14 protein-coding genes and 2 rRNA genes are annotated in these 18,444 nt (G+C 69.2%); 3 read left to right on the top strand and 13 right to left on the bottom strand.

Going from position 1 to position 18,444, the window contains the following annotated elements:
• The first annotated feature begins 57 nt into the window (after window positions 1-57).
• Both BT341_RS33550 and BT341_RS33555 read left to right on the top strand, forming a co-directional pair.
• Window positions 58-1,323 carry an alginate lyase family protein gene (locus BT341_RS33550; RefSeq protein ID WP_245805205.1) on the top strand — a complete coding sequence of 422 codons (1,266 nt, stop codon included), beginning with the start codon at window positions 58-60 and terminating at the stop codon, window positions 1,321-1,323.
• Between the two features lie 194 nt (window positions 1,324-1,517).
• Window positions 1,518-3,212: a glycosyl hydrolase family 18 protein gene (locus BT341_RS33555; protein ID WP_072480068.1), complete on the top strand. Its 1,695-nt coding sequence runs from the start codon at window positions 1,518-1,520 to the stop codon at window positions 3,210-3,212.
• Window positions 3,213-3,264: 52 nt separating this feature from the next.
• On the opposite strand, the gene BT341_RS33560 is transcribed toward BT341_RS33555, so the two are convergent.
• The 11 genes from BT341_RS33560 to BT341_RS46955 form a co-directional block, all read right to left on the bottom strand.
• Window positions 3,265-4,215 carry a copper transporter gene (locus BT341_RS33560; RefSeq protein WP_072480069.1) on the bottom strand — a complete coding sequence of 317 codons (951 nt, stop codon included), beginning with the start codon at window positions 4,213-4,215 and terminating at the stop codon, window positions 3,265-3,267.
• Window positions 4,212-5,396, bottom strand: a complete 1,185-nt coding sequence (gene steA, locus BT341_RS33565) for a putative cytokinetic ring protein SteA (protein WP_072480070.1) — start codon at window positions 5,394-5,396, stop codon at window positions 4,212-4,214. Before steA ends, BT341_RS33560 begins: the two co-directional genes overlap by 4 nt.
• A gap of 86 nt (window positions 5,397-5,482) precedes the next feature.
• Window positions 5,483-6,655, bottom strand: coding sequence for a DUF1266 domain-containing protein (locus tag BT341_RS33570; RefSeq protein ID WP_072480071.1), 1,173 nt, complete (start codon window positions 6,653-6,655; stop codon window positions 5,483-5,485).
• Window positions 6,652-6,867 (bottom strand): zinc-binding dehydrogenase, encoded by a 216-nt coding sequence (locus BT341_RS46950; protein WP_245805206.1) that lies wholly within the window; start codon window positions 6,865-6,867, stop codon window positions 6,652-6,654. Before BT341_RS46950 ends, BT341_RS33570 begins: the two co-directional genes overlap by 4 nt.
• Window positions 6,842-7,639 carry a zinc-binding dehydrogenase gene (locus BT341_RS33575; RefSeq protein WP_245805207.1) on the bottom strand — a complete coding sequence of 266 codons (798 nt, stop codon included), beginning with the start codon at window positions 7,637-7,639 and terminating at the stop codon, window positions 6,842-6,844. The genes BT341_RS46950 and BT341_RS33575 overlap by 26 nt, the downstream gene beginning before the upstream one ends.
• A 424-nt stretch (window positions 7,640-8,063) precedes the next feature.
• The gene (gene recN, locus BT341_RS33580) at window positions 8,064-9,845 is read right to left on the bottom strand and encodes a DNA repair protein RecN (protein WP_072480072.1); all 1,782 of its coding nucleotides are present in this window, start codon (window positions 9,843-9,845) and stop codon (window positions 8,064-8,066) included.
• Between the two features lie 113 nt (window positions 9,846-9,958).
• The gene (locus BT341_RS33585; protein ID WP_072480073.1) at window positions 9,959-10,885 is read right to left on the bottom strand and encodes an NAD kinase; all 927 of its coding nucleotides are present in this window, start codon (window positions 10,883-10,885) and stop codon (window positions 9,959-9,961) included.
• Window positions 10,882-11,709, bottom strand: coding sequence for a TlyA family RNA methyltransferase (locus BT341_RS33590; RefSeq protein ID WP_072480074.1), 828 nt, complete (start codon window positions 11,707-11,709; stop codon window positions 10,882-10,884). Before BT341_RS33590 ends, BT341_RS33585 begins: the two co-directional genes overlap by 4 nt.
• A gap of 5 nt (window positions 11,710-11,714) precedes the next feature.
• The gene (locus BT341_RS33595; RefSeq protein WP_072480075.1) at window positions 11,715-11,912 is read right to left on the bottom strand and encodes a hypothetical protein; all 198 of its coding nucleotides are present in this window, start codon (window positions 11,910-11,912) and stop codon (window positions 11,715-11,717) included.
• A gap of 16 nt (window positions 11,913-11,928) precedes the next feature.
• Window positions 11,929-12,900, bottom strand: coding sequence for an HAD-IIA family hydrolase (locus tag BT341_RS33600; protein ID WP_072482325.1), 972 nt, complete (start codon window positions 12,898-12,900; stop codon window positions 11,929-11,931).
• The gene (locus BT341_RS46955) at window positions 12,893-13,456 is read right to left on the bottom strand and encodes a tetratricopeptide repeat protein (protein WP_245805208.1); all 564 of its coding nucleotides are present in this window, start codon (window positions 13,454-13,456) and stop codon (window positions 12,893-12,895) included. The genes BT341_RS33600 and BT341_RS46955 overlap by 8 nt, the downstream gene beginning before the upstream one ends.
• On the opposite strand from BT341_RS46955, the gene BT341_RS46960 reads away from it, so the two are divergent.
• Window positions 13,424-14,443: a hypothetical protein gene (locus BT341_RS46960; RefSeq protein ID WP_245805209.1), complete on the top strand. Its 1,020-nt coding sequence runs from the start codon at window positions 13,424-13,426 to the stop codon at window positions 14,441-14,443. The genes BT341_RS46955 and BT341_RS46960 overlap by 33 nt on opposite strands.
• Before the next feature lie 560 nt (window positions 14,444-15,003).
• Here the strand turns inward: BT341_RS46960 and rrf are convergent.
• Together rrf and BT341_RS33615 are read right to left on the bottom strand one after the other, a co-directional pair.
• Window positions 15,004-15,120, bottom strand: a 5S ribosomal RNA gene (gene rrf / locus BT341_RS33610).
• Window positions 15,121-15,188: 68 nt separating this feature from the next.
• Window positions 15,189-18,305: ribosomal RNA gene (locus tag BT341_RS33615) — 23S ribosomal RNA — on the bottom strand.
• Window positions 18,306-18,444: the final 139 nt, after the last annotated feature.

Consider the following 18,444-nt stretch of genomic DNA (forward strand, 5'->3'; position numbering starts at 1 on the left):
CCGTACCGCCGCCCGGTGACGAGTGGGGATCCTGGCGTCCCCGAAAGGGCGGTCGAAGTGCGAAGCGTTCTGGGCGCGCTGGCTTTGTCGGCGAGCATGCTCCTGGTCCCGGTGAGCGGGACGGCGGTGGCCGCGCCGCCACCGCACACCGTCGTCACCGACGGCGCGAAGCTCGCCGGTATCCGGCAAGCGATCCGCAGTGGCCACGCGGGCAAGGCCCAGCGTGACGCCCTGAAAGTGGTGGTGGACAAGGCGAACGCGGCGTTGACGGCCGGGCCGTGGTCGGTCGTGCAGAAACCGTCGGCGCCGCCGAGCGGCGACAAGCACGACTACCTGAGCCAGGCACCCTACTGGTGGGCGAGCCGGCCGAAGACGCCGGACAACCCGCAGGGCTGCCCGTACGTCAGCAAGGACGGCCAGCGCAACCCGGAGGCCGACGCGATCACCGACCACACCTACCGGATGTGGGCCTGGGACGCGATGTACTACCTCTCGCTCGCCTGGTACTACACCGGCGACGCGAAGTACGCGAACCGGGCGGCGCTGGACATCCGGACGTGGTTCCTCGACCCGGCCACCAAGATGAACCCGAACATGACGTACTCGCAGCTCGTCCCGTGCAGGAACACGATCAGCGGCACCGGCATCATCGATTCGACCCAGTCGTTCAGCCAGCTGATGGACGCGTTCGCGCTGCTCGACGGCGGCGCCCCGGGCTGGACCGGCAAGGACCGCTCCGGCATCAGGACGTGGCTCACCCAGTACCTGGACTGGATGCGGACGAGCCCGCAGGCCGAGCTGGAACTGGCCGCCACCAACAACCACGGCACGTTCCTCGACATGCAGAACGCGGCGATCTCGGCCTACCTCGGCCGGCGCGACGCGGCGCGCAAGATCGTCCTGGACGCGGAGCAGAAGCGGTTCACGGCGCAGTTCGCCGCCGACGGCAGCCAGCCCCTGGAGCTGTCGCGGACGATGTCGTGGCACTACGCCAACTTCAACCTCACCGCGTGGGGCCGGATGGCGGAGGTCGGGCAGAACCTCGGAGTCGACGTCTGGAAGTACACCGCGCCGAACGGCGTGACCCTGCGGAAGGTCGTCGACCAGCTGATCCCGGGCGCTCTGCACGGCGCCGGAGCCTGGCCGCACCAGCAGATCGGCGTGTTCGACCAGTCGATCGCGGCGGACATCTTCCACGCCGCGGCCGAAGAGGCACACGACACCGACGCGGCCGCGGCGCTGAAGCAGATGCCGCTGCCGGCCGGGGGCGACACGTGGCCGGTGCGCGTGTCGTGCTTCCCGCTCGACCCGCCACTGAAGTAGGGGAAATCCGGACACAACACCGCATAGCGCACCGTTTCCCAAATTGGTCTAGTCCAAAGTCTTGACACCCCGTCGTCTCCGCGCGCACATTCATGACCGGGGCCGGACCCGCTTCGTGAAGAACCGTCGCGTACGCCCTCTCCCGCGCCGTCGCGGCCCGGGAGAGGGCCGTCCGCCTGCGCGAGGAGACATCCATGCAGCGAAGAATCGCCCTGGTCGCCGCCGCGGCCGCGGCCGTCGTGGCCGGTGCGCTGGCCGTCGCGGGCCCGGCGGCCCCCGGTGCCGCCGCCGCGACTTCCGGCGGGGTGCGGATCGCCTACTACGACCAGTGGAGCATCTACCAGAACGCCTACTACCTGAAGAACGTCGACGCCATCGCCGGCAACCTGGACTACCTGCTCTACGACTTCGAAAACATCGACCCGAACAACCTCACGTGCTTCGAAGCGACGAAGGCGACGACGCCGGATCCGGGCGGGGAAAGCGATCCGAACGCCGGTGACGGCGCCGAGGACCAGTTCGCCGACTACCAGAAGACCTTCGGCTCCGACATCAGCGTCGACGGCAGCGCCGACACGTGGAACCAGCCGATCGCCGGCAACTTCCACCAGCTGCAGGAGCTCAAGGCGCGGCACCCGAACCTCAAGGTGCTGCTGTCGATCGGCGGCTGGACGTACTCGAAGTACTTCTCCGACGCCGCCGCGACCGACGCTTCCCGCAAGAAGTTCGTCAGCTCCTGCCTCGACATGTTCATCAAGGGCAACATCCCGGCCTCCGGCGGCTACGGCGGCCCGGGCACGGCGGCGGGGATCTTCGACGGCATCGACATCGACTGGGAGTACCCGGGTTCGCCCACCGGGCACGTCGGCAACCACTACAGCGCCGCCGACACGGCGAACTACACCGCGCTGCTCGCGGAGTTCCGCAGCGAGCTGGACGCGTTGGGCGGCAAGCACTACGCGCTGTCGGCCGCGCTGCCCGGCGGCCAGGACAAGATCGCGAAGCTGCAGACCGACAAGATCGGCCAGTACCTGGACTTCGGCAACGCGATGACCTACGACATGCACGGCGCGTGGGACGCGACCGGCCCGACGAACTTCCAGGACCCGCTGTACCCGTCGCCGAACGACCCGTCCGGCACGATCCCGCCGGGCACCGAGAAGTACACGATCGACTCGGTGGTCAAGGACTACCTGCACGGCAGCAGCGCGTACGGCATCGCGGGCGGTTTCCCGGCGTCCAAGCTGACGCTGGGCATCCCGTTCTACTACCGGGGCTGGACCGGTGTGCCCGCCGGGCCGAACCACGGGCTGTACCAGGCGGCGTCCGGTCCGTCGGCCGGGCATCCGTTGAGCGGCAACGTTCCCGGTGTCGCGATGTACAAGGAGCTGTCCGGCGTGGTCGACAACCCGGCGGACACCTACTGGGACCCGGTCACGCAGTCGGCGTGGTTCTACGACGGGACCAACTTCTACGGCGGCTCGTCGGCCCAGTCGATCAGGGCGCGCACGGACTACATCCACTGCACGGGTCTCGGCGGCGCGATGATGTTCTCGCTCTACGACCTGGACCCGGGCTCGACGTTGTTCCACGCGGTGGTCGACGGCCTCGCCGCTTCGACGCCGAACTGCTCGGCACCCCCGCCCACCACGCCCACCACACCCACCACACCGACGACCCCGACCACCCCCACGACTCCGACCACACCCACCACCCCGCCGACGACCACCACCACACCGCCGTCGATCCCCGCGTGGGCACCGAACACGGCCTACGCGGTGGGAGCGAAGGTGACCTACAACGGCGTCACGTACACGTGCCGCCAGGCCCACACGTCACTGGTGGGCTGGGAACCGCCGAACGTCCCGGCCCTCTGGCTCGCAAGCTGAAAGAGGTCGTGAGTGAGAAACAGGGTTCCAACCCTGTTTCTCACTCACGACCTCAGTTGCCGTTGGGGGCGCTGACTCCCGGTGCGGGGGCCTGGGCGTTGCCGGCGATGCCGTAGCGCCCGGCGCCGCCGTCGAGCTGTTCCTTCAGCGCCAGGACGGTGCTCACCCGTCCGGCCGACGTGTCCACGTTGTCCACTGTGGACAAGATCGACGTCGCCGACGTGTCGGCGCGCACGACTCCCAGCGCGCCGGTGCCTTCGGCCGAGCCGGCGTCACCGGCGAGCACGGTGCCGGCGCCGGAGCGGTCGAGCTGCGTGGCGAACCGGGCGATCGTCGCCGCGCGGTCGCCCGCGCCGTCGCCGGTCGCCTGCGCGCCGGTGAGCACGATCGCCAGCTGCGCCGGCTTGACCTCGGGGCCGGCCTTGACGAACCCGCCGTCGGTGAGCCCGCCGATCGCCGCCGCCAGTTCCTCGCCCGACGACTGCGGTTTCGCGGTCGTCTTGTCCAGCAGCAGCACCGAGCCGAGCAGCGCGCCGGCGAGCGTGCCGGAGTCGCCCGCGGTCGGGAACTTCGAGCCGGCCGGCTGCAGCCGCGTGACGACGTCCCGGAGCTGGTCGGCCTTGCCGGGGTCGGCGAACGCGGCCGTCAGCTGGACCTCGCCGGTCACCGACGCCCCGGCCTGCCCGATGAGCTGCTTCAGCGCGTCCCGGTCGGCCGGTCGCGCGTCCTCGGTGGTCACCAGCACCACCGACCGCTTGTCCAGGGCTCCGGCGACGACCTTCGGGCCCATCGAGCCGGCGAACGCGTCGGCGTCGGCCAGCCGGGCGTTGAGCGCGTTGCGCTGCGCCTCGAGGTCGGCGACCTGGTTGCCCAGGTCCTTCTTCTCCCCCGCCAGCCCGGACAGCAGCGTGCCGTTGAGCGCGGTCGAGCCCAGCACGACGCCGACGGCGAGCGCCAGGAAGCAGGCGGCGATGGAAACGACGTGGTAGCGCAGCGATATCACGTGAACAATCCCTTGACCCAGGCGAAGAGCGAGTTCCAGGTGTCCCGGAGCCAGTCCAGGTAGACCGAGCCCACGTCGGACACCAGCAGGGCCGCGGCGACGACCACGACCGCGGCGAGCACGAGCAGGACGACCGCGCCGATCGACACCCGGCTGCGGTGCAGCGTCGCCACGGCCTTGCCGTCGACGAGCTTCGTGCCGAGCTTCAGCCGGGTCAGGAACGTCGACGGGTTCGAGCCGGACCGGCCGTGGTCGAGGAACTCGCGCAGCGTGGCCTGGAAGCCGACCGTGACGACCAGGCTCGCACCGTGCGCGTCGGCCAGCAGCAGCGCGAGGTCTTCGGCGTTGCCCGACGCGGGGAACGTCACCGCGCCGATGCCGAGGTCCTGGATCCGCTCGACGCCCGGAGCGTGCCCATCGGGCTGGGCGGGCACCACGACCTCGCCGCCGCCGCGCAGCGTGGCGGTGCCGATGCCGGTCGGGTCGCCGACGATGACGTCCGGCCGGTGGCCCTGCACGCGCAGGGTGTCGGCGCCGGCGTCGACGCCGATCAGCACCGGCCGGTGCTCGGCGATGTACTTCTTGAGCTTCTTCAGGTCTTCGGCGTGCCCGTTGCCGCCCGCGACGACCAGCACGTGCCGGTCGCGGATCGGGACCTTCAGCTCCGGCACGCCGACGCCGTCGAGGATCAGCGTGCGCTCGCGGCGCAGGAACTCGATGGTGTTCGCCGAGAACGCCTCCAGCTGCGTCGACATCCCGGCCTTGGCCTCGATCATCTGGTCGGCGACGCTCTCGGCGGTCTGCAGGATGCCGGAGGCGACCTGCCGCTCGCCGACGTACACGACGCCGTCGTGCAGCCGCAGCTTCGTGCCGTCCTTGATGGTGCGCAGCAGCTCGCCGCCGACGGAGTCGACGAGCGGGATGCCCGCTCCGATGAGGATCTCGGGGCCCAGGTTCGGGAACCGGCCGGAGATCGACGGGGACGCGTTGACCACGCCCGCGACCTCGGCCTCGACCAGGGCGTCGGCCGTCGCGCGGTCGAGGTCCAGCTGGTCGAGCACGACGATGTCGCCGGGACTGATCCGGCGCAGCAGCTCCCGGGTGCGGCGGTCGACCCGGGCGACCCCGGTGATCCCCGGGAGGGGTTCTTGGTTCCGCGTGAGCAGGCCCGTGAGCTTCATGTGGCCGATGGTGACAAATTTGCTCGTGGGACGAGGCACGCCACGCCGTAGCGCAGGTGACTCGTTGTGGTGACCCGCGCCTCGGTTCAGGCGTCGGACTCCTCCGAAAGGGAGCCGAAACCGAGGTTCAGCCAGGGGCTCGAGGGGTCCTGAAGGAGCTGGTGGTGGACCCGCGCGGCGGCCGCGTACCACTCGCCGAACTCGTCGCCGGCCTGCAGCATGCGGCCCATGACGTACCCCGCCGACAGGTCGGGCCATGACTGGTGGTAGCGGCGGGCGAGCGAACCGGCCTCCAGCACCATCAGCTCGGCTGTCCAGTCGTCACAATAACCGGCCGCCAGGCCCCACCGGGCGATGTTGACCGCGCGCCCGACGTCCCACGCCAACGTCGTGGTGACGAACCCGTCGGTGTCGAGCAGGCCGTCCGCGCGGAACCGCTGCTCGTAGCGCGACACGCGCCGGACGGTGTCCCGCAGCTCGGCTGCCTGGTCTTCGGCGTCGTTCTCCACGCACCACCGGCCGACGAGCTCCGCCCAGGTCAGCGGGTCGAACTCATCGCCGGACAGTCCGTACTCGGCGGCGAACCGCAGGCGCAGCATGAGCACCAGGTTGCCCGGGGTCAGCGCATAGCCGTCGCCGATCAGCTCGGTCATGGTGGCGCGCCAGGCCGGCGGGTCGGGCACGCCCCACCAGTCCCGCAGGCCCCGGACCTCGGCGACGTAGTCGTGGCGGCGCGCGTCGAGGACGTTCCACGGCGCCGCGTTGAGCACGGCCAGGTGGGCGCCGCAGGCGAGCGCGTGCGCGATCGGGCCGTCGAGGTGCCCGTACGGGGCGGTGATCAGCCGTTCGACCTGCTCGTCCAGCGGCGTGACGTCGTCGTGGTGCGCGTCGAGCCACGGCTGCAGGGTCGCGCCCGGCAGCCGCCACTCGCCGCGGGTGCCGCGGTTGAACACGACCCGCTCGTGCCGTCCCACGCCGTCGACCGCCCAGTCCAGCGCGCCGCTCATGGCGACGACGTCCGGGCCGAGGTCGGGCAGCGCGCCGCGGGTGAAGACCTGCAGGAACTCGTCGCCGCCGGTCTCGAAGTAGACGTTCGGGAAGGTCTCCGCCCGCTCGTCGAGGATGCGGTGGGCGTCCAGCCGCCGGATCGGGACGAACAGCTCTTCCCCGGCGAGCAGGCCGAGGTAGCGGTCGAGGTCGCCGTCCCGCCGCGCGGCGGCGAGCTGCGCTTCGACGTCGGCGGGCGGCGGCAGGATCACGGGGCGGCTCCCTCCGCTCGGCCGGTCAGCACGACGAGCTTGCCCGCCGTCCGGTTGTGCTCCAGGTCGTCGTGCGCCTGCCGGATCTCGTCCATCCGGTAGACCTTGGCCGGGCCGAGGCCGGCTTCGCCGGCGGCGATCCGGTCCAGGTACCGCTGGAGGACGGAGGCGGGCAGGTCGTCCGCCTCACCACCATAAGCGGTCAGCCGCACCCCGGCGGGAAGGTAACCGATCAGATAGAAAATCCTTGACGATCCACTGGTTGGACAACATCCCGGTGAAGCAGACGGTGCCGTGCACCCGGGTGGCGCGCAGCGTGTCCGGCAGGGTCGGCGTGCCGACGAGTTCGAGGGCCGCGTCGACGCCTCCGGGCACGATCTCGCGGACCTGTTTCGCGACGTCGCCGTCGTCGAGGAGCGGGTGGTCGACGCCATGCGCGCGCAGGATTTCCAGGCGTTCGGGCTGCCGCGTGGTGGCGAGGACGGTGGCGCCGAGGTCTTTCGCCAGGGTCGCGGTGGCGAAGCCGAGTGCGGAGGTGCCGCCGCGGATCAGCAGCGTCTGGCCGCGCTGGAGGTCGAGGCCGGTGGTGAGCGAGCCGTAGGCGGTCTGGAGGGTCTCGGGGACCTGGCCGATGACGTACCAGGGCAGGTCGGAGCGGAACGGGATGACCTGGCGTTCGGGCACGAGGGTGTATTCGGCGTAGCCGCCGTCGAAGGTGCGGCCCATGCCGCCCATCATGGTGGCGACCTGCTGCCCGGGCGCGAAGCCGCCCCCGGCGTCGACGACACCGACGGCCTCGATGCCGGGCACGCGCGGGAAGGTGACGCCTTCGGCCAGCCCGAGCCGGGTGTGCAGCTCGGACCGGTTGAGCCCGAACGCCTTGACGGCGATCCGCACCCACCCGGGTTTCACCTCCGGTACCGGCAGGTCGGTGAGGTGGAGGTTCTCGACGGGACCGGGTTCCCGGAGCACGACCGCGCGCATCGGAAGTCCTTTCTTCGCAGGCGAACCCCCAGCCGGGCCCGCGGTTCTCGAGGGCGCCCGCCGGGAGACCGATCCTCGGGGCCCTCCGACGGCCGGATCCACCCGCCGGCGGCCGCTCCAGTGCCTTCCGCGCGCAGAACCGGCCCCGGGTGCCCGCCAGGCCCAGCCCGCCCTACGGACCCCGCCAGGCCAGGCCCTCGGGCCGCCGGATCCACCCACCGCTCCGGGTGCCTTGAGTCCGCGGGACCTACCCGGTGCCCGCCGGGCCCGGCCCCTTTCGCCCGCGGGACCGCCACCGGACCGGAGCTCCCGACCACCGGACCCACCCCACCGGCCCGGCCCCGTCCGTCCGCGGGGTCTGGCACCGCCCCGCCGAGCCGGCCCTTCCCAACCTGCCCCGGCGCCGGCCACCTGCCCGCCGGCGCTACTTCTTCTTCGCCGCCCGCTTCCGCTTCGGCTCGAACTCGGCCTTGTCCTTCTCCGCGGTGGCGAGCAATTCCTCGGCGTGCGCGCGGCCGGTCTCGTTGTCCAGCCCGGCCAGCATCCGCGCCAGCTCCGAAACCCGCTCGGTCTGGCTGAGACTCTTCACCCCGCTGCGCGTCACGCCGCCGCTGTGGCCCTTGTCCACCACCAGGTGCTGGTCGGCGAACGCCGCCACCTGCGGCAGGTGCGTCACCACCAGCACCTGGTGCGTGCGCGCCAGCCGGGCCAGCCGGCGGCCGATCTCGACCGCCGCGCGGCCGCCCACTCCCGCGTCGACCTCGTCGAACACCAGGGTCTGGACCGTGTCCGCGTGTGCCAGCACCACCTCGATCGCCAGCATCACCCGCGACAGCTCGCCGCCCGACGCCGCCTTGTGCACCGGCAGCGGCGGCGCGCCGTCGTGGGCCCGCAGCAGCAGCTCGACGTCGTCGACGCCGTCCGGGCCCGCGTGCACCGCGCGGCCGTCGATGGCCAGCGCGTGCGTGTCGCCGTGCTCGGCCGGGCGCTGCTCGACCGTCACCTCGATCGCCGCCTGGCCCATCGCCAGCCCCGACAGCTCGCGCGTGATCTCCGCAGCCAGCGACGCCGCCGCATCTTTGCGTGCCGCCGACACCTCCGCCGCGTGTGCCGCGAGCTGCACCGCGAGCTGGTCGCGGCGCAGCGCCAGCTCGGCCAGCGCCTCTTCCGAGGTGTCCATCGACTCGAGACGGCGTCGCGCGTCGTCGGCCCACGCCAGGACGCCGTCGACGTCCGCCGCGTACTTGCGCGTCAGCCGCTTCAGGTCGGCCTGCCGGGCCAGCACCTTCTCCAGCAGCGCCGGGTCGGCGTCCAGCGTCTCGACGTAGTTGCCCAGCTCGGCCCCGACGTCGGACAGCAGCACCGACGCCTCCTCCAGCCGCGGCGCCAGCTCGCGCAGCACGGCGTCTTCGGACGTCGAGAGCCGCCGCAGCGCCTCCGACACCAGGCCCATCGCGCCCGGGGCGTCCGGGTCGCCGTCCGGCGAGCCCGACACCGCGACGTGCGCCTCGGTCGCGGCCGCGCGCAGCTCGTCGACCGCCGCCAGCCGCTTGATCTGCTCGGTCAGCTCGACGTCCTCGCCCGGTTCCGGCGCGACGGCGTCGATCTCGGTGAGCCCGTGCTTGAGCAGGTCGGCCTGCTGGGCCATCTCCCGCGAGCGCGTCGACCGCTCGGTCAGCTCGGCGATCACCGCGAGCCATTCGGCCCTGATCTCCTGATACGCCCGAAGCGGCTTCGCCACCGCATCGCCGGCGAACCGGTCGATGACCGCGCGCTGCTCGCTCGGGCGCAGCAGCCGCAGCTGGTCGTTCTGCCCGTGCACCGCGATCAGCTGCTCGGACAGCTCCGCGAGCACGCCGACCGGCACCGACCGGCCGCCGAGGTGGGCGCGCGAGCGCCCGTCGACGGCGACCGCGCGCAGCGCGATCACGCTGCCGTCCTCGTCGACGTCGGCACCCGACTCGGCGACGATCCGCTCGGCGCCTTCGACGCCGGAATAGGTGAACCGCCCTTCGACGAACGCCTTCAGCATCCCCGTCCGGACCTTGGACACCTCGGCCCGGCCCCCGGAGAGCAGGTGCAGCCCGGTGACGACCATGGTCTTCCCGGCACCCGTCTCACCGGTGACGACGGTGAAGCCCGCGTGCAGTTCCAGCAGGGCGTCCTCGATGACTCCGAGGCCCTGGATGCGCATCTCGGCCAGCACGCCGCCTACGGTAGCGGCCCCCACCGACACTCTGCGCGCGCGGCACCCCGGCGAGTCGCCGATATGTTCGAATTCGAGTCGAACCAGGGGCGCGAAGCGCCTCCTTTGCGGAGCTACTCGCAGGGGCGGGCGTGCCGTTCCCGCCAGCTTTTCACCGGCAGCGAGAACTTCTGCACCAGCCGGTCGGTGAACGGCCCGTCCCACAGCCGGACCAGCCGCACCGGCGTCTTGCCGCACGTCACGCGCACACGAGCGCCCGGCGGCAGGTCGATGAGCCGGCCCCCGTCGCAGGTCAGGACGGCCGGCGAGCCGTCCGGGTCGATCCCGACGGTGATCACCGAGTCGCGTGAGACGACCAGCGGCCGCGAGAACATCGCGTGCGCGTTGCTCGGCACCACCAGCAGCGCCTGGACGTCCGGCCAGATGATCGGGCCGCCGGCCGAGAACGCGTACGCCGTCGAACCGGTGGGTGTGGCGCACAACACACCGTCGCAGCCGAACGCCGAAACCGGGCGGCCGTCGACCTCGATCAGCGCGTCGAGGACCCGCTCGCGCGTGCTCTTCTCGACGCTGGCCTCGTTGAGCGCCCAGGTGTGGGCCAGCTCGGTGCCGCCGTCGGTGACCGTGACGTCGATCGTCATCCGGTCCTCGACCTGGTAGTCGCCGTCGACGACGCGCTGCACGGTGTCGGCGAGCGCGTCGGAGTCGGCCTCGGCGAGGAAGCCGACGCGCCCGAGGTTCACGCCCAGCACCGGCACGCCGGCCGGGCGGGCCAGCTCGGCCGCGCGCAGCAGCGTCCCGTCGCCGCCGAGGACGAAGACGAGCTCGACGCCGTCGGCGGGGTTTTCGTCCGGGTCGACGACGGTGCACTTCGACCCGACACCGTGCCGGTCCGGGTCGATGAGCGCGCGGACGTCGTCCTCGATCACGCGGATCCGGATGCCGGCCTTGGCGAAGCGCGCCGACACCTCGCGCGCGGCCTCCCCCGTCGCGTCGCGATCCGGGTGCACCATGAGGAGCACTTCACGTTCGGTGGTCATGCGGGCCCTTCCTCGACGGCGGTTCGGACGAGCCGCTCGGCCTCAGACCTGTCTACCGCGTCCACAGTGGACTCGGCCACGTGTTCTTTCCGCAGCCACACGAAGTACTCGACGTTCCCGGACGGCCCCGGCAGCGGGCTCGCGGTGACCCCGCGCAGCGCGAGCCCGAGTTTCGCGGCCTCGTCGATGACCCCGAGCACCGATTCGGCACGCAGCCCGGGATCGCGGACCACGCCGCCGCTGCCGAGCCGGTCCTTGCCCACCTCGAACTGCGGTTTCACCATCGGCACCAGGTCGGCGCCTTCGCGCGCGCAGGCGGCGAGCGCGGGCAGCACGAGCTTGAGGGAGATGAACGAGAGGTCCCCGACGACGAGGTCGACCTGCCCGCCGAGGTCTTCGGGCGTGAGGTTGCGGACGTTGGTGCGGTCCATGACCACGACGCGTTCGTCGGTGCGGATCCGCCAGTCGAGGAGGCCGCGGCCGACGTCGGCGGCGATCACGGCCGCGGCGCCGTTGCGCAGCAGGACGTCGGTGAAGCCGCCGGTGGACGCGCCGGCGTCGAGGCAGCGCTTGCCCTCGACGCTCAGGTCCGTGAACGCTTCCAGCGCGCCGAGGAGCTTGTGGGCGCCGCGCGAGGCCCAGCCGGGGTCGTCTTCGTCTTTGACGACGATCGGCGCGTCGGACTCGACGCCGGTGGCGGGCTTGGTGGCCACCATGCCGCGCACGGTGACCTTGCCGCCGGTGATCAGGGCCGAAGCCTGCTCGCGCGACCGGGCGAGGCCGCGCCGAACCAGTTCCGCGTCGAGGCGCGCCCGCTTGGGCACCGTGGTCAGACCTTGTCGATGCTGGACAGGGCGACCGTCAGCTCGGTGTGCACGGCGTCGAAGCGCTCGACGTGCTCCGCGAGCGGCAGCGCGTCCAGGTCGTCCAGGCCGGCGACGGCTTCCTCGATACCGGCCCGCGGGTCGGTCTGCTGGGAGAACGAACCGGGCGGCGGGCCCGGGACGGGGTACGGATGATCCTGCACAGTACGAAGGTATCAGTCAGGCGAGGCCGAGCCGTGCCTTGGCGGCGTCGCCGAGCTCGGTGACGCCGGTCTCCCAGGCCGTGTGGCACAGCGCGCGCAGCAGGTCGAGGTCGTCGCCGTCGCCGGTCACGGCCAGGACGTCGTCGCGCACTTCGACGGTCCAGCCGGGGCGAGGGCCGATCTTGAGGTCCTCGGCGCTGCAGGTGAGTGCGGTGAGGTCTTCGGCGACGTAGGTGCCGCGCTCGGCGGGCGCCGCCTCGATCAGCTGTTTCGGCGTCGCGACACCCGACAGGACGACGAGGGAGTCGATGCCCGCGGCGACCGCGCCGGCGATGTCGGTGTCCAGCCGGTCGCCGACGACCAGCGGCCGCTCCGCACGCGCCGAGCGCGCGGCGGTCTCGAACAGCAGCGGCTCCGGCTTCCCGGCGACCACGGGTACGGCGTCGGTGGCGGTCCGCAGCGCGGCGACCATGGAGCCGTTGCCGGGCAGCAGGCCGCGCTCGCTGGGGAGGGTGGCGTCGACATTGCAGGCCACCCAGAGCGCGCCGGCGCGGATGGCCAGGCAGGCTTCGGCCAGCGCGGCCCACGTGTTGTCGGGCGAGTGGCCCTGGACGACGGCCTGGACGCCCGGCGCGTTTTCCCGCACCGGCTTGAGCCCCGCCTCGCGGACCTCGGCGGCGAGCGACTCGGTGCCGACGACGAGCACTTCGGCGCCCGGCGCGAGCCGGTCCTTCAGCACCTGCACACCGGCCTGGGCGCTGGTGTGCACCTCACCGGCGTCGGCGGGCAGGCCGAGGCCGGTGAGGTGGTCGACGACCTCGGCCGGGGCCTTGGACGCGTTGTTCGTGACGAACCGGACGGGTGTGCCGTGCTCGCGCGCGGCCCGGACCGCCTCCGGGGCTCCCGGGATGACCCGGGAGCCGTGGTAGACGGTGCCGTCGAGGTCGAACAGGACGGCGTCGTAGGCCGCGAGCAGGGCGTCACTCATCGTTCTGCTGCTCGCCCCGCTGCCGGCCCGCGAGTTCGGCGGCACGTTCGGCCGCGTCGGTCTCGTCGTTCTCGTCGGCCTCGGCCGAGTTGAGGAACCACTGGACGGCTTCGTCCGCGCGCCCGGCAGCCGCGAGGTTGTCGGCGTAGGCGTAGAACAGGCGGGCGCTCCACGGGTCACGCTTCTCGGGCTTGAGGTCGTCGCTCTGCAGCGAGACGACGGCGGCGTCGAGCTGCCCGAGGTCCCGCCGCGCCCCGGCCGCGACGATGGCCAGCTCGACCTGGGTGGCCTTGCTGAGCTTCGCGGTGTCGGCCTCCTTGGCGAGGTCGAGCGCGCGTTCGGGCCGGCCGAGGGCGCGTTCGGCGTCGGCGATGATGGCGATGTGGTCGTCGCTGCGGGTCATCCGCCGGACGGCCCGCAGTTCGGAGAGGGCCTCGGACCAGTTGCCGGCGTGGTAGGCGACCAGGCCGAGCGCCTCCCGCACGATCGGCACGCGCGAGGCCTTGGCCTTGGCGTACTTGGCGTGCTCGAGAGCGGCCTCGGGATCGGTGTCCATGAGCCCACCGGCGGCGACGAGGTGCTTCCCGACGGTCTCGGCGAGCCCCTTGGGCAGGGTCCTCAGCTCGCGGCGGGCCTCCTCGTCGAGGTCGGAGAACTCGATGTCCTCGGGCAGCTCGGGGGCTTCGAGCAGTTCCTTGGCGAGGGCCTCGTCATCGAGCGGAGCGGAGACCTTGGGCCGCGGCTCCCGGCGCGGCCGCTCCTCGCGGCGCTGGTCGTCGCGCCGGTCGGGGCGGTTGCCGGAGTCGCGGAAACCGCCCCCGGTGCGCTCGCCGCGGTTGTCGGTGCTGCGGTTGCCGGTCTTGCGGTCGTCGGTCTTGCGGTCGTCGCGCTGGTAGCCGGCGCGGTTATCGCTGCCGCGGTCGTCGCGCTGGTAGCCGCCACTGCGGGCACCTCGGTCGTCGTCGCGGCGCTGGTAGGAGCCGCGATCACGCGAGTCGCTGCCCGAGCGGAAACCACCCGGACGGCCGCCACGGTCATCATCGCGCCGCTGGTAACCCCCGCGATCGCCGCGCGAATCATCGCGGCGGGCGCCGCCCTGCCCACGCTCATCGGAGCGGAAACCACCGGGGCGACTGTCGTCATCACGGCGGTCGTTGCCTCGGCCACGCTCGTCCGAGCGGAAGCCACCCGGGCGACGGTCACCACTGCGGCCACGGTCATCCGAGCGGAAACCACCGGGACGGCGATCATCGCCACCCCGCCCACGCTCATCGGAACGGAAACCACCGGGGCGGCGATCATCGCCACTACGGCCACGGTCGTCCGAGCGGAAGCCACCCGGGCGACGGTCACCACTACGGCCACGGTCATCCGAGCGGAAACCACCGGAGCGGCGATCATCGCCACCCCGCCCACGGTCATCGGAACGGAAGCCGCCCGAGCGGCGATCATCGCCACTTCGACCGCGATCGTCCGAACGGAAACCGCCCGGGCGGGCGCCGCGGTCGTTGCCACGGCGGTCGTCCGGCCGGAAGCCGCCTGAGCGGCGGTCGTCGTCGCGGCGGCCGTAGCCGCCGGCTTCGCGGCGCTGGTAGTCGTCGCGGGAACCACCCGAACGGGGGCCTCGGTCGTCGTCGCGGCGGGTCGTGCCGCGGTCGTCCCAGCGGGGCTTGCGGTCGCCGGATGAGGCTTTGCCCTGGGGGCGGCCGCCTCGGTCGTCGTAGCCGCGACCGGATCGTTCGGTGCGGTCGCCGCCCGGGAACCGGGAACCGCCTCGGCGGTCGTCCCGATCGCCGAAGTTGCGGCTCTGACCTGCGGGTCCTCCACGCTGGCCGCGGTCGTCACGGCGAGGGCCGCCCTGGTAACCGCCGTCGCGGCCGCCGCGGTCCTGCCGCGCGCCGCGCCGTTCTCCTCCTGGTCCGTCCGGCCGGCCCCGGGAGCCTTCGTCCCGGCGTGCCGACCGGCCGGACCCATCATCCGCTGAGTCTCGTCGACCGAACTCGGACACCTGGCCTCCTGCCGTGAAAAATCTTGTTCTGGACATACGCGTACGGCCCGCTAGGGCAGCCAACTGGCTATCCTAACGGGCCGTACGGAAGGTAAGTTCGGCGGTGTCCTACTCTCCCACAACCCTTCGGTTGCAGTACCATCGGCGCTGTCAGGCTTAGCTTCCGGGTTCGGAATGGGACCGGGCGTTTCCCTGACGCTATAACCACCGAAACACTACGAAACAACACACACACCCGGTGTGGTGTTTCAGAGCTGTAGAGTGGATGCGTAACATCTTCGTAGGCAAGTCCTCGGCCTATTAGTACCAGTCAACTCGACAACACATTACTGTGCTTCCATCTCTGGCCTATCAACCCAATGGTCTCTTGGGGGCCTTAACCCACAAAGGGTGGGATACCTCATCTTGGAACAGGCTTCCCGCTTAGATGCCTTCAGCGGTTATCCCTTCCGAACGTGGCCAACCAGCCATGCCCCTGGCGGAACAACTGGCACACCAGAGGTTCGTCCGTCCCGGTCCTCTCGTACTAGGGACAGCCTTCCTCAAGTATCCTACGCGCGCGGCGGATAGGGACCGAACTGTCTCACGACGTTCTAAACCCAGCTCGCGTGCCGCTTTAATGGGCGAACAGCCCAACCCTTGGGACCTACTCCGGCCCCAGGATGCGACGAGCCGACATCGAGGTGCCAAACCATGCCGTCGATATGGACTCTTGGGCAAGATCAGCCTGTTATCCCCGGGGTACCTTTTATCCGTTGAGCGACACCCCTTCCACCAGGAGGTGCCGGATCACTAGTCCCGACTTTCGTCCCTGCTCGACATGTCTGTCTCACAGTCAAGCTCCCTTGTGCACTTGCACTCAACACCTGATTGCCAACCAGGCTGAGGGAACCTTTGGGCGCCTCCGTTACTCTTTAGGAGGCAACCGCCCCAGTTAAACTACCCATCAGGCACTGTCCCTGAACCAGATCATGGCCCGAGGTTCAGATTCCCAATTCGACCAGAGTGGTATTTCAACAACGACTCCACCACAACTAGCGTCGCAGCTTCACAGTCTCCCACCTATCCTACACAAGCCGAACCGAAAACCAATACCAAACTATAGTAAAGGTCCCGGGGTCTTTCCGTCCTGCCGCGCGTAACGAGCATCTTTACTCGTAGTGCAATTTCGCCGGGCCTGTGGTTGAGACAGCCGGAAAGTCGTTACGCCATTCGTGCAGGTCGGAACTTACCCGACAAGGAATTTCGCTACCTTAGGATGGTTATAGTTACCACCGCCGTTTACTGGCGCTTAAATTCTCAGCTTCACCCCCGAAGGAGTTAACCGGTCCTCTTAACGTTCCAGCACCGGGCAGGCGTCAGTCCATATACATCGTCTTGCGACTTCGCATGGACCTGTGTTTTTAGTAAACAGTCGCTTTCCGCTGGTCTCTGCGGCCACCCACCCCTAGCCCGAAAAAGGCTTCAAGGTGTTTGGCCCCCCTTCTCCCGAAGTTACGGGGGCATTTTGCCGAGTTCCTTAACCACAGTTCACCCGATCGCCTTGGTATTCTCTACCTGACCACCTGTGTTGGTTTGGGGTACGGGCCGTGCATGCACTCACTAGAGGCTTTTCTCGGCAGCATAGGATCACTCTACTTCGCCTCAAACGGCTACGCATCACGTCTCAGCCTCATGGAACACGGATTTACCTATGTTCCAGCCTACACGCTTACACCAGGACAACCATCGCCTGGCGGAGCTACCTTCCTGCGTCACCCCATCGCTTGACTACTACGAAATCAGGTCCCACGCTCCACACGACACTTCCATCCGAAGACTTCCGCGCCGGCTTTGGGTGGTTAGTATCAAACGCCTCGTCATGGGCGCACATGCTCGGGTACGGGAATATCAACCCGTTGTCCATCGACTACGCCTGTCGGCCTCGCCTTAGGTCCCGACTTACCCTGGGCGGATTAGCCTGGCCCAGGAACCCTTGGTCATCCGGCGGCAGAGTTTCTCACTCTGCATTCGCTACTCATGCCTGCATTCTCACTCCCACACCCTCCACCACTCGCTTCCGCGGCGGCTTCCCTGGATGCAGGACGCTCCCCTACCCATCCACACCACTAGACACAACCCTCAAGGAGCTGAGCCGATGTATTGTGCGAATGACACAGCTTCGGCGGTGTGCTTAAGCCCCGCTACATTGTCGGCGCAGGACCACTTGACCAGTGAGCTATTACGCACTCTTTCAAGGGTGGCTGCTTCTAAGCCAACCTCCTGGTTGTCTGGGCAATCCCACATCCTTTCCCACTGAGCACACACTTAGGGGCCTTAGCTGGTGTTCTGGGCTGTTTCCCTCTCGACGACGAAGCTTATCCCCCGCCGTCTCACTGCCACGCTCTCACACTACGGTATTCGGAGTTTGGTTGATTTCGGTAACCCGGTAAGGCCCCTAGACCATCCAGTAGCTCTACCCCCGCAGAGAAACACGTGACGCTGCACCTAAATGCATTTCGGGGAGAACCAGCTATCACGGAGTTTGATTGGCCTTTCACCCCTACCCACAGCTCATCCCCCAGGTTTTCAACCCTGGTGGGTTCGGGCCTCCACGACGTCTTACCGACGCTTCACCCTGGCCATGGGTAGATCACCCCGCTTCGGGTCTAGACCACGCGACTCAAACGCCCTATTCAGACTCGCTTTCGCTACGGCTACCCCACACGGGTTAACCTCGCCACGCAGCACTAACTCGCAGGCTCATTCTTCAAAAGGCACGCCATCACCCAAAGGCTCTGACGGCTTGTAGGCACACGGTTTCAGGTACTCTTTCACTCCCCTCCCGGGGTACTTTTCATCTTTCCCTCACGGTACTCGTCCGCTATCGGTCTTCAGGAAGTATTTAGGCTTACCGGGTGGTCCCGGCAGATTCACAGCAAATTCCACGAGCTCGCTGCTACTCGGGAACACCAAACAAACAACCAACAATGCGTTTTCGCGTACGGGGCTCTCACCCACTCCGGCCCGCCATCCCAAACGGTTCCACTAACACACGTGATCATTCCGAGGACTGTCAGATCCTCGACGCTGGGTCCCACAACACCGCCTGCACAACGCCTGACAGCTTGACATGCAAACGGTTTAGCCTCATCCGCTTTCGCTCGCCACTACTCACGGAATCACGGTTGTTTTCTCTTCCTACGGGTACTGAGATGTTTCACTTCCCCGCGTTCCCTCCACACACCCTATATATTCAGGTGCGGGTAACACCACATCACTGGTGCTGGGTTTCCCCATTCGGAAATCCTCGGATCACAGCTCGGTTGACAGCTCCCCGAGGCATATCGCAGCCTCCCACGTCCTTCATCGGCTCCTGAAGCCAAGACATCCACCATGTGCCCTTAACAACTTGACCACAAAGATGCTCGCATCCACTCTACAGTTCTCAAACACCACACCAGAAACAAACGTCCCTAGGGCGATAGCCCTGCGGCGTGTTGCCTCAGGACCCAACAGTGTGCACAGCGAACAACCGACCCTCCAGGCGCCGACCC

The sequence above is a fragment of the Amycolatopsis australiensis genome, assembly GCF_900119165.1.
Classification (GTDB): domain Bacteria; phylum Actinomycetota; class Actinomycetes; order Mycobacteriales; family Pseudonocardiaceae; genus Amycolatopsis; species Amycolatopsis australiensis.

Coding starts and splice junctions, on each gene's coding strand:
- steA (WP_072480070.1), bottom strand. CDS start 5,396: ATGAAGCTCACGGGCCTGCTCACGCGGAACCAAGAACCCCTCCCGGGG.
- BT341_RS33600 (WP_072482325.1), bottom strand. CDS start 12,900: ATGAGTGACGCCCTGCTCGCGGCCTACGACGCCGTCCTGTTCGACCTC.
- BT341_RS33555 (WP_072480068.1), top strand. CDS start 1,518: ATGCAGCGAAGAATCGCCCTGGTCGCCGCCGCGGCCGCGGCCGTCGTG.
- BT341_RS46955 (WP_245805208.1), bottom strand. CDS start 13,456: ATGGACACCGATCCCGAGGCCGCTCTCGAGCACGCCAAGTACGCCAAG.
- BT341_RS33585 (WP_072480073.1), bottom strand. CDS start 10,885: ATGACCACCGAACGTGAAGTGCTCCTCATGGTGCACCCGGATCGCGAC.
- BT341_RS33575 (WP_245805207.1), bottom strand. CDS start 7,639: ATGCGCGCGGTCGTGCTCCGGGAACCCGGTCCCGTCGAGAACCTCCAC.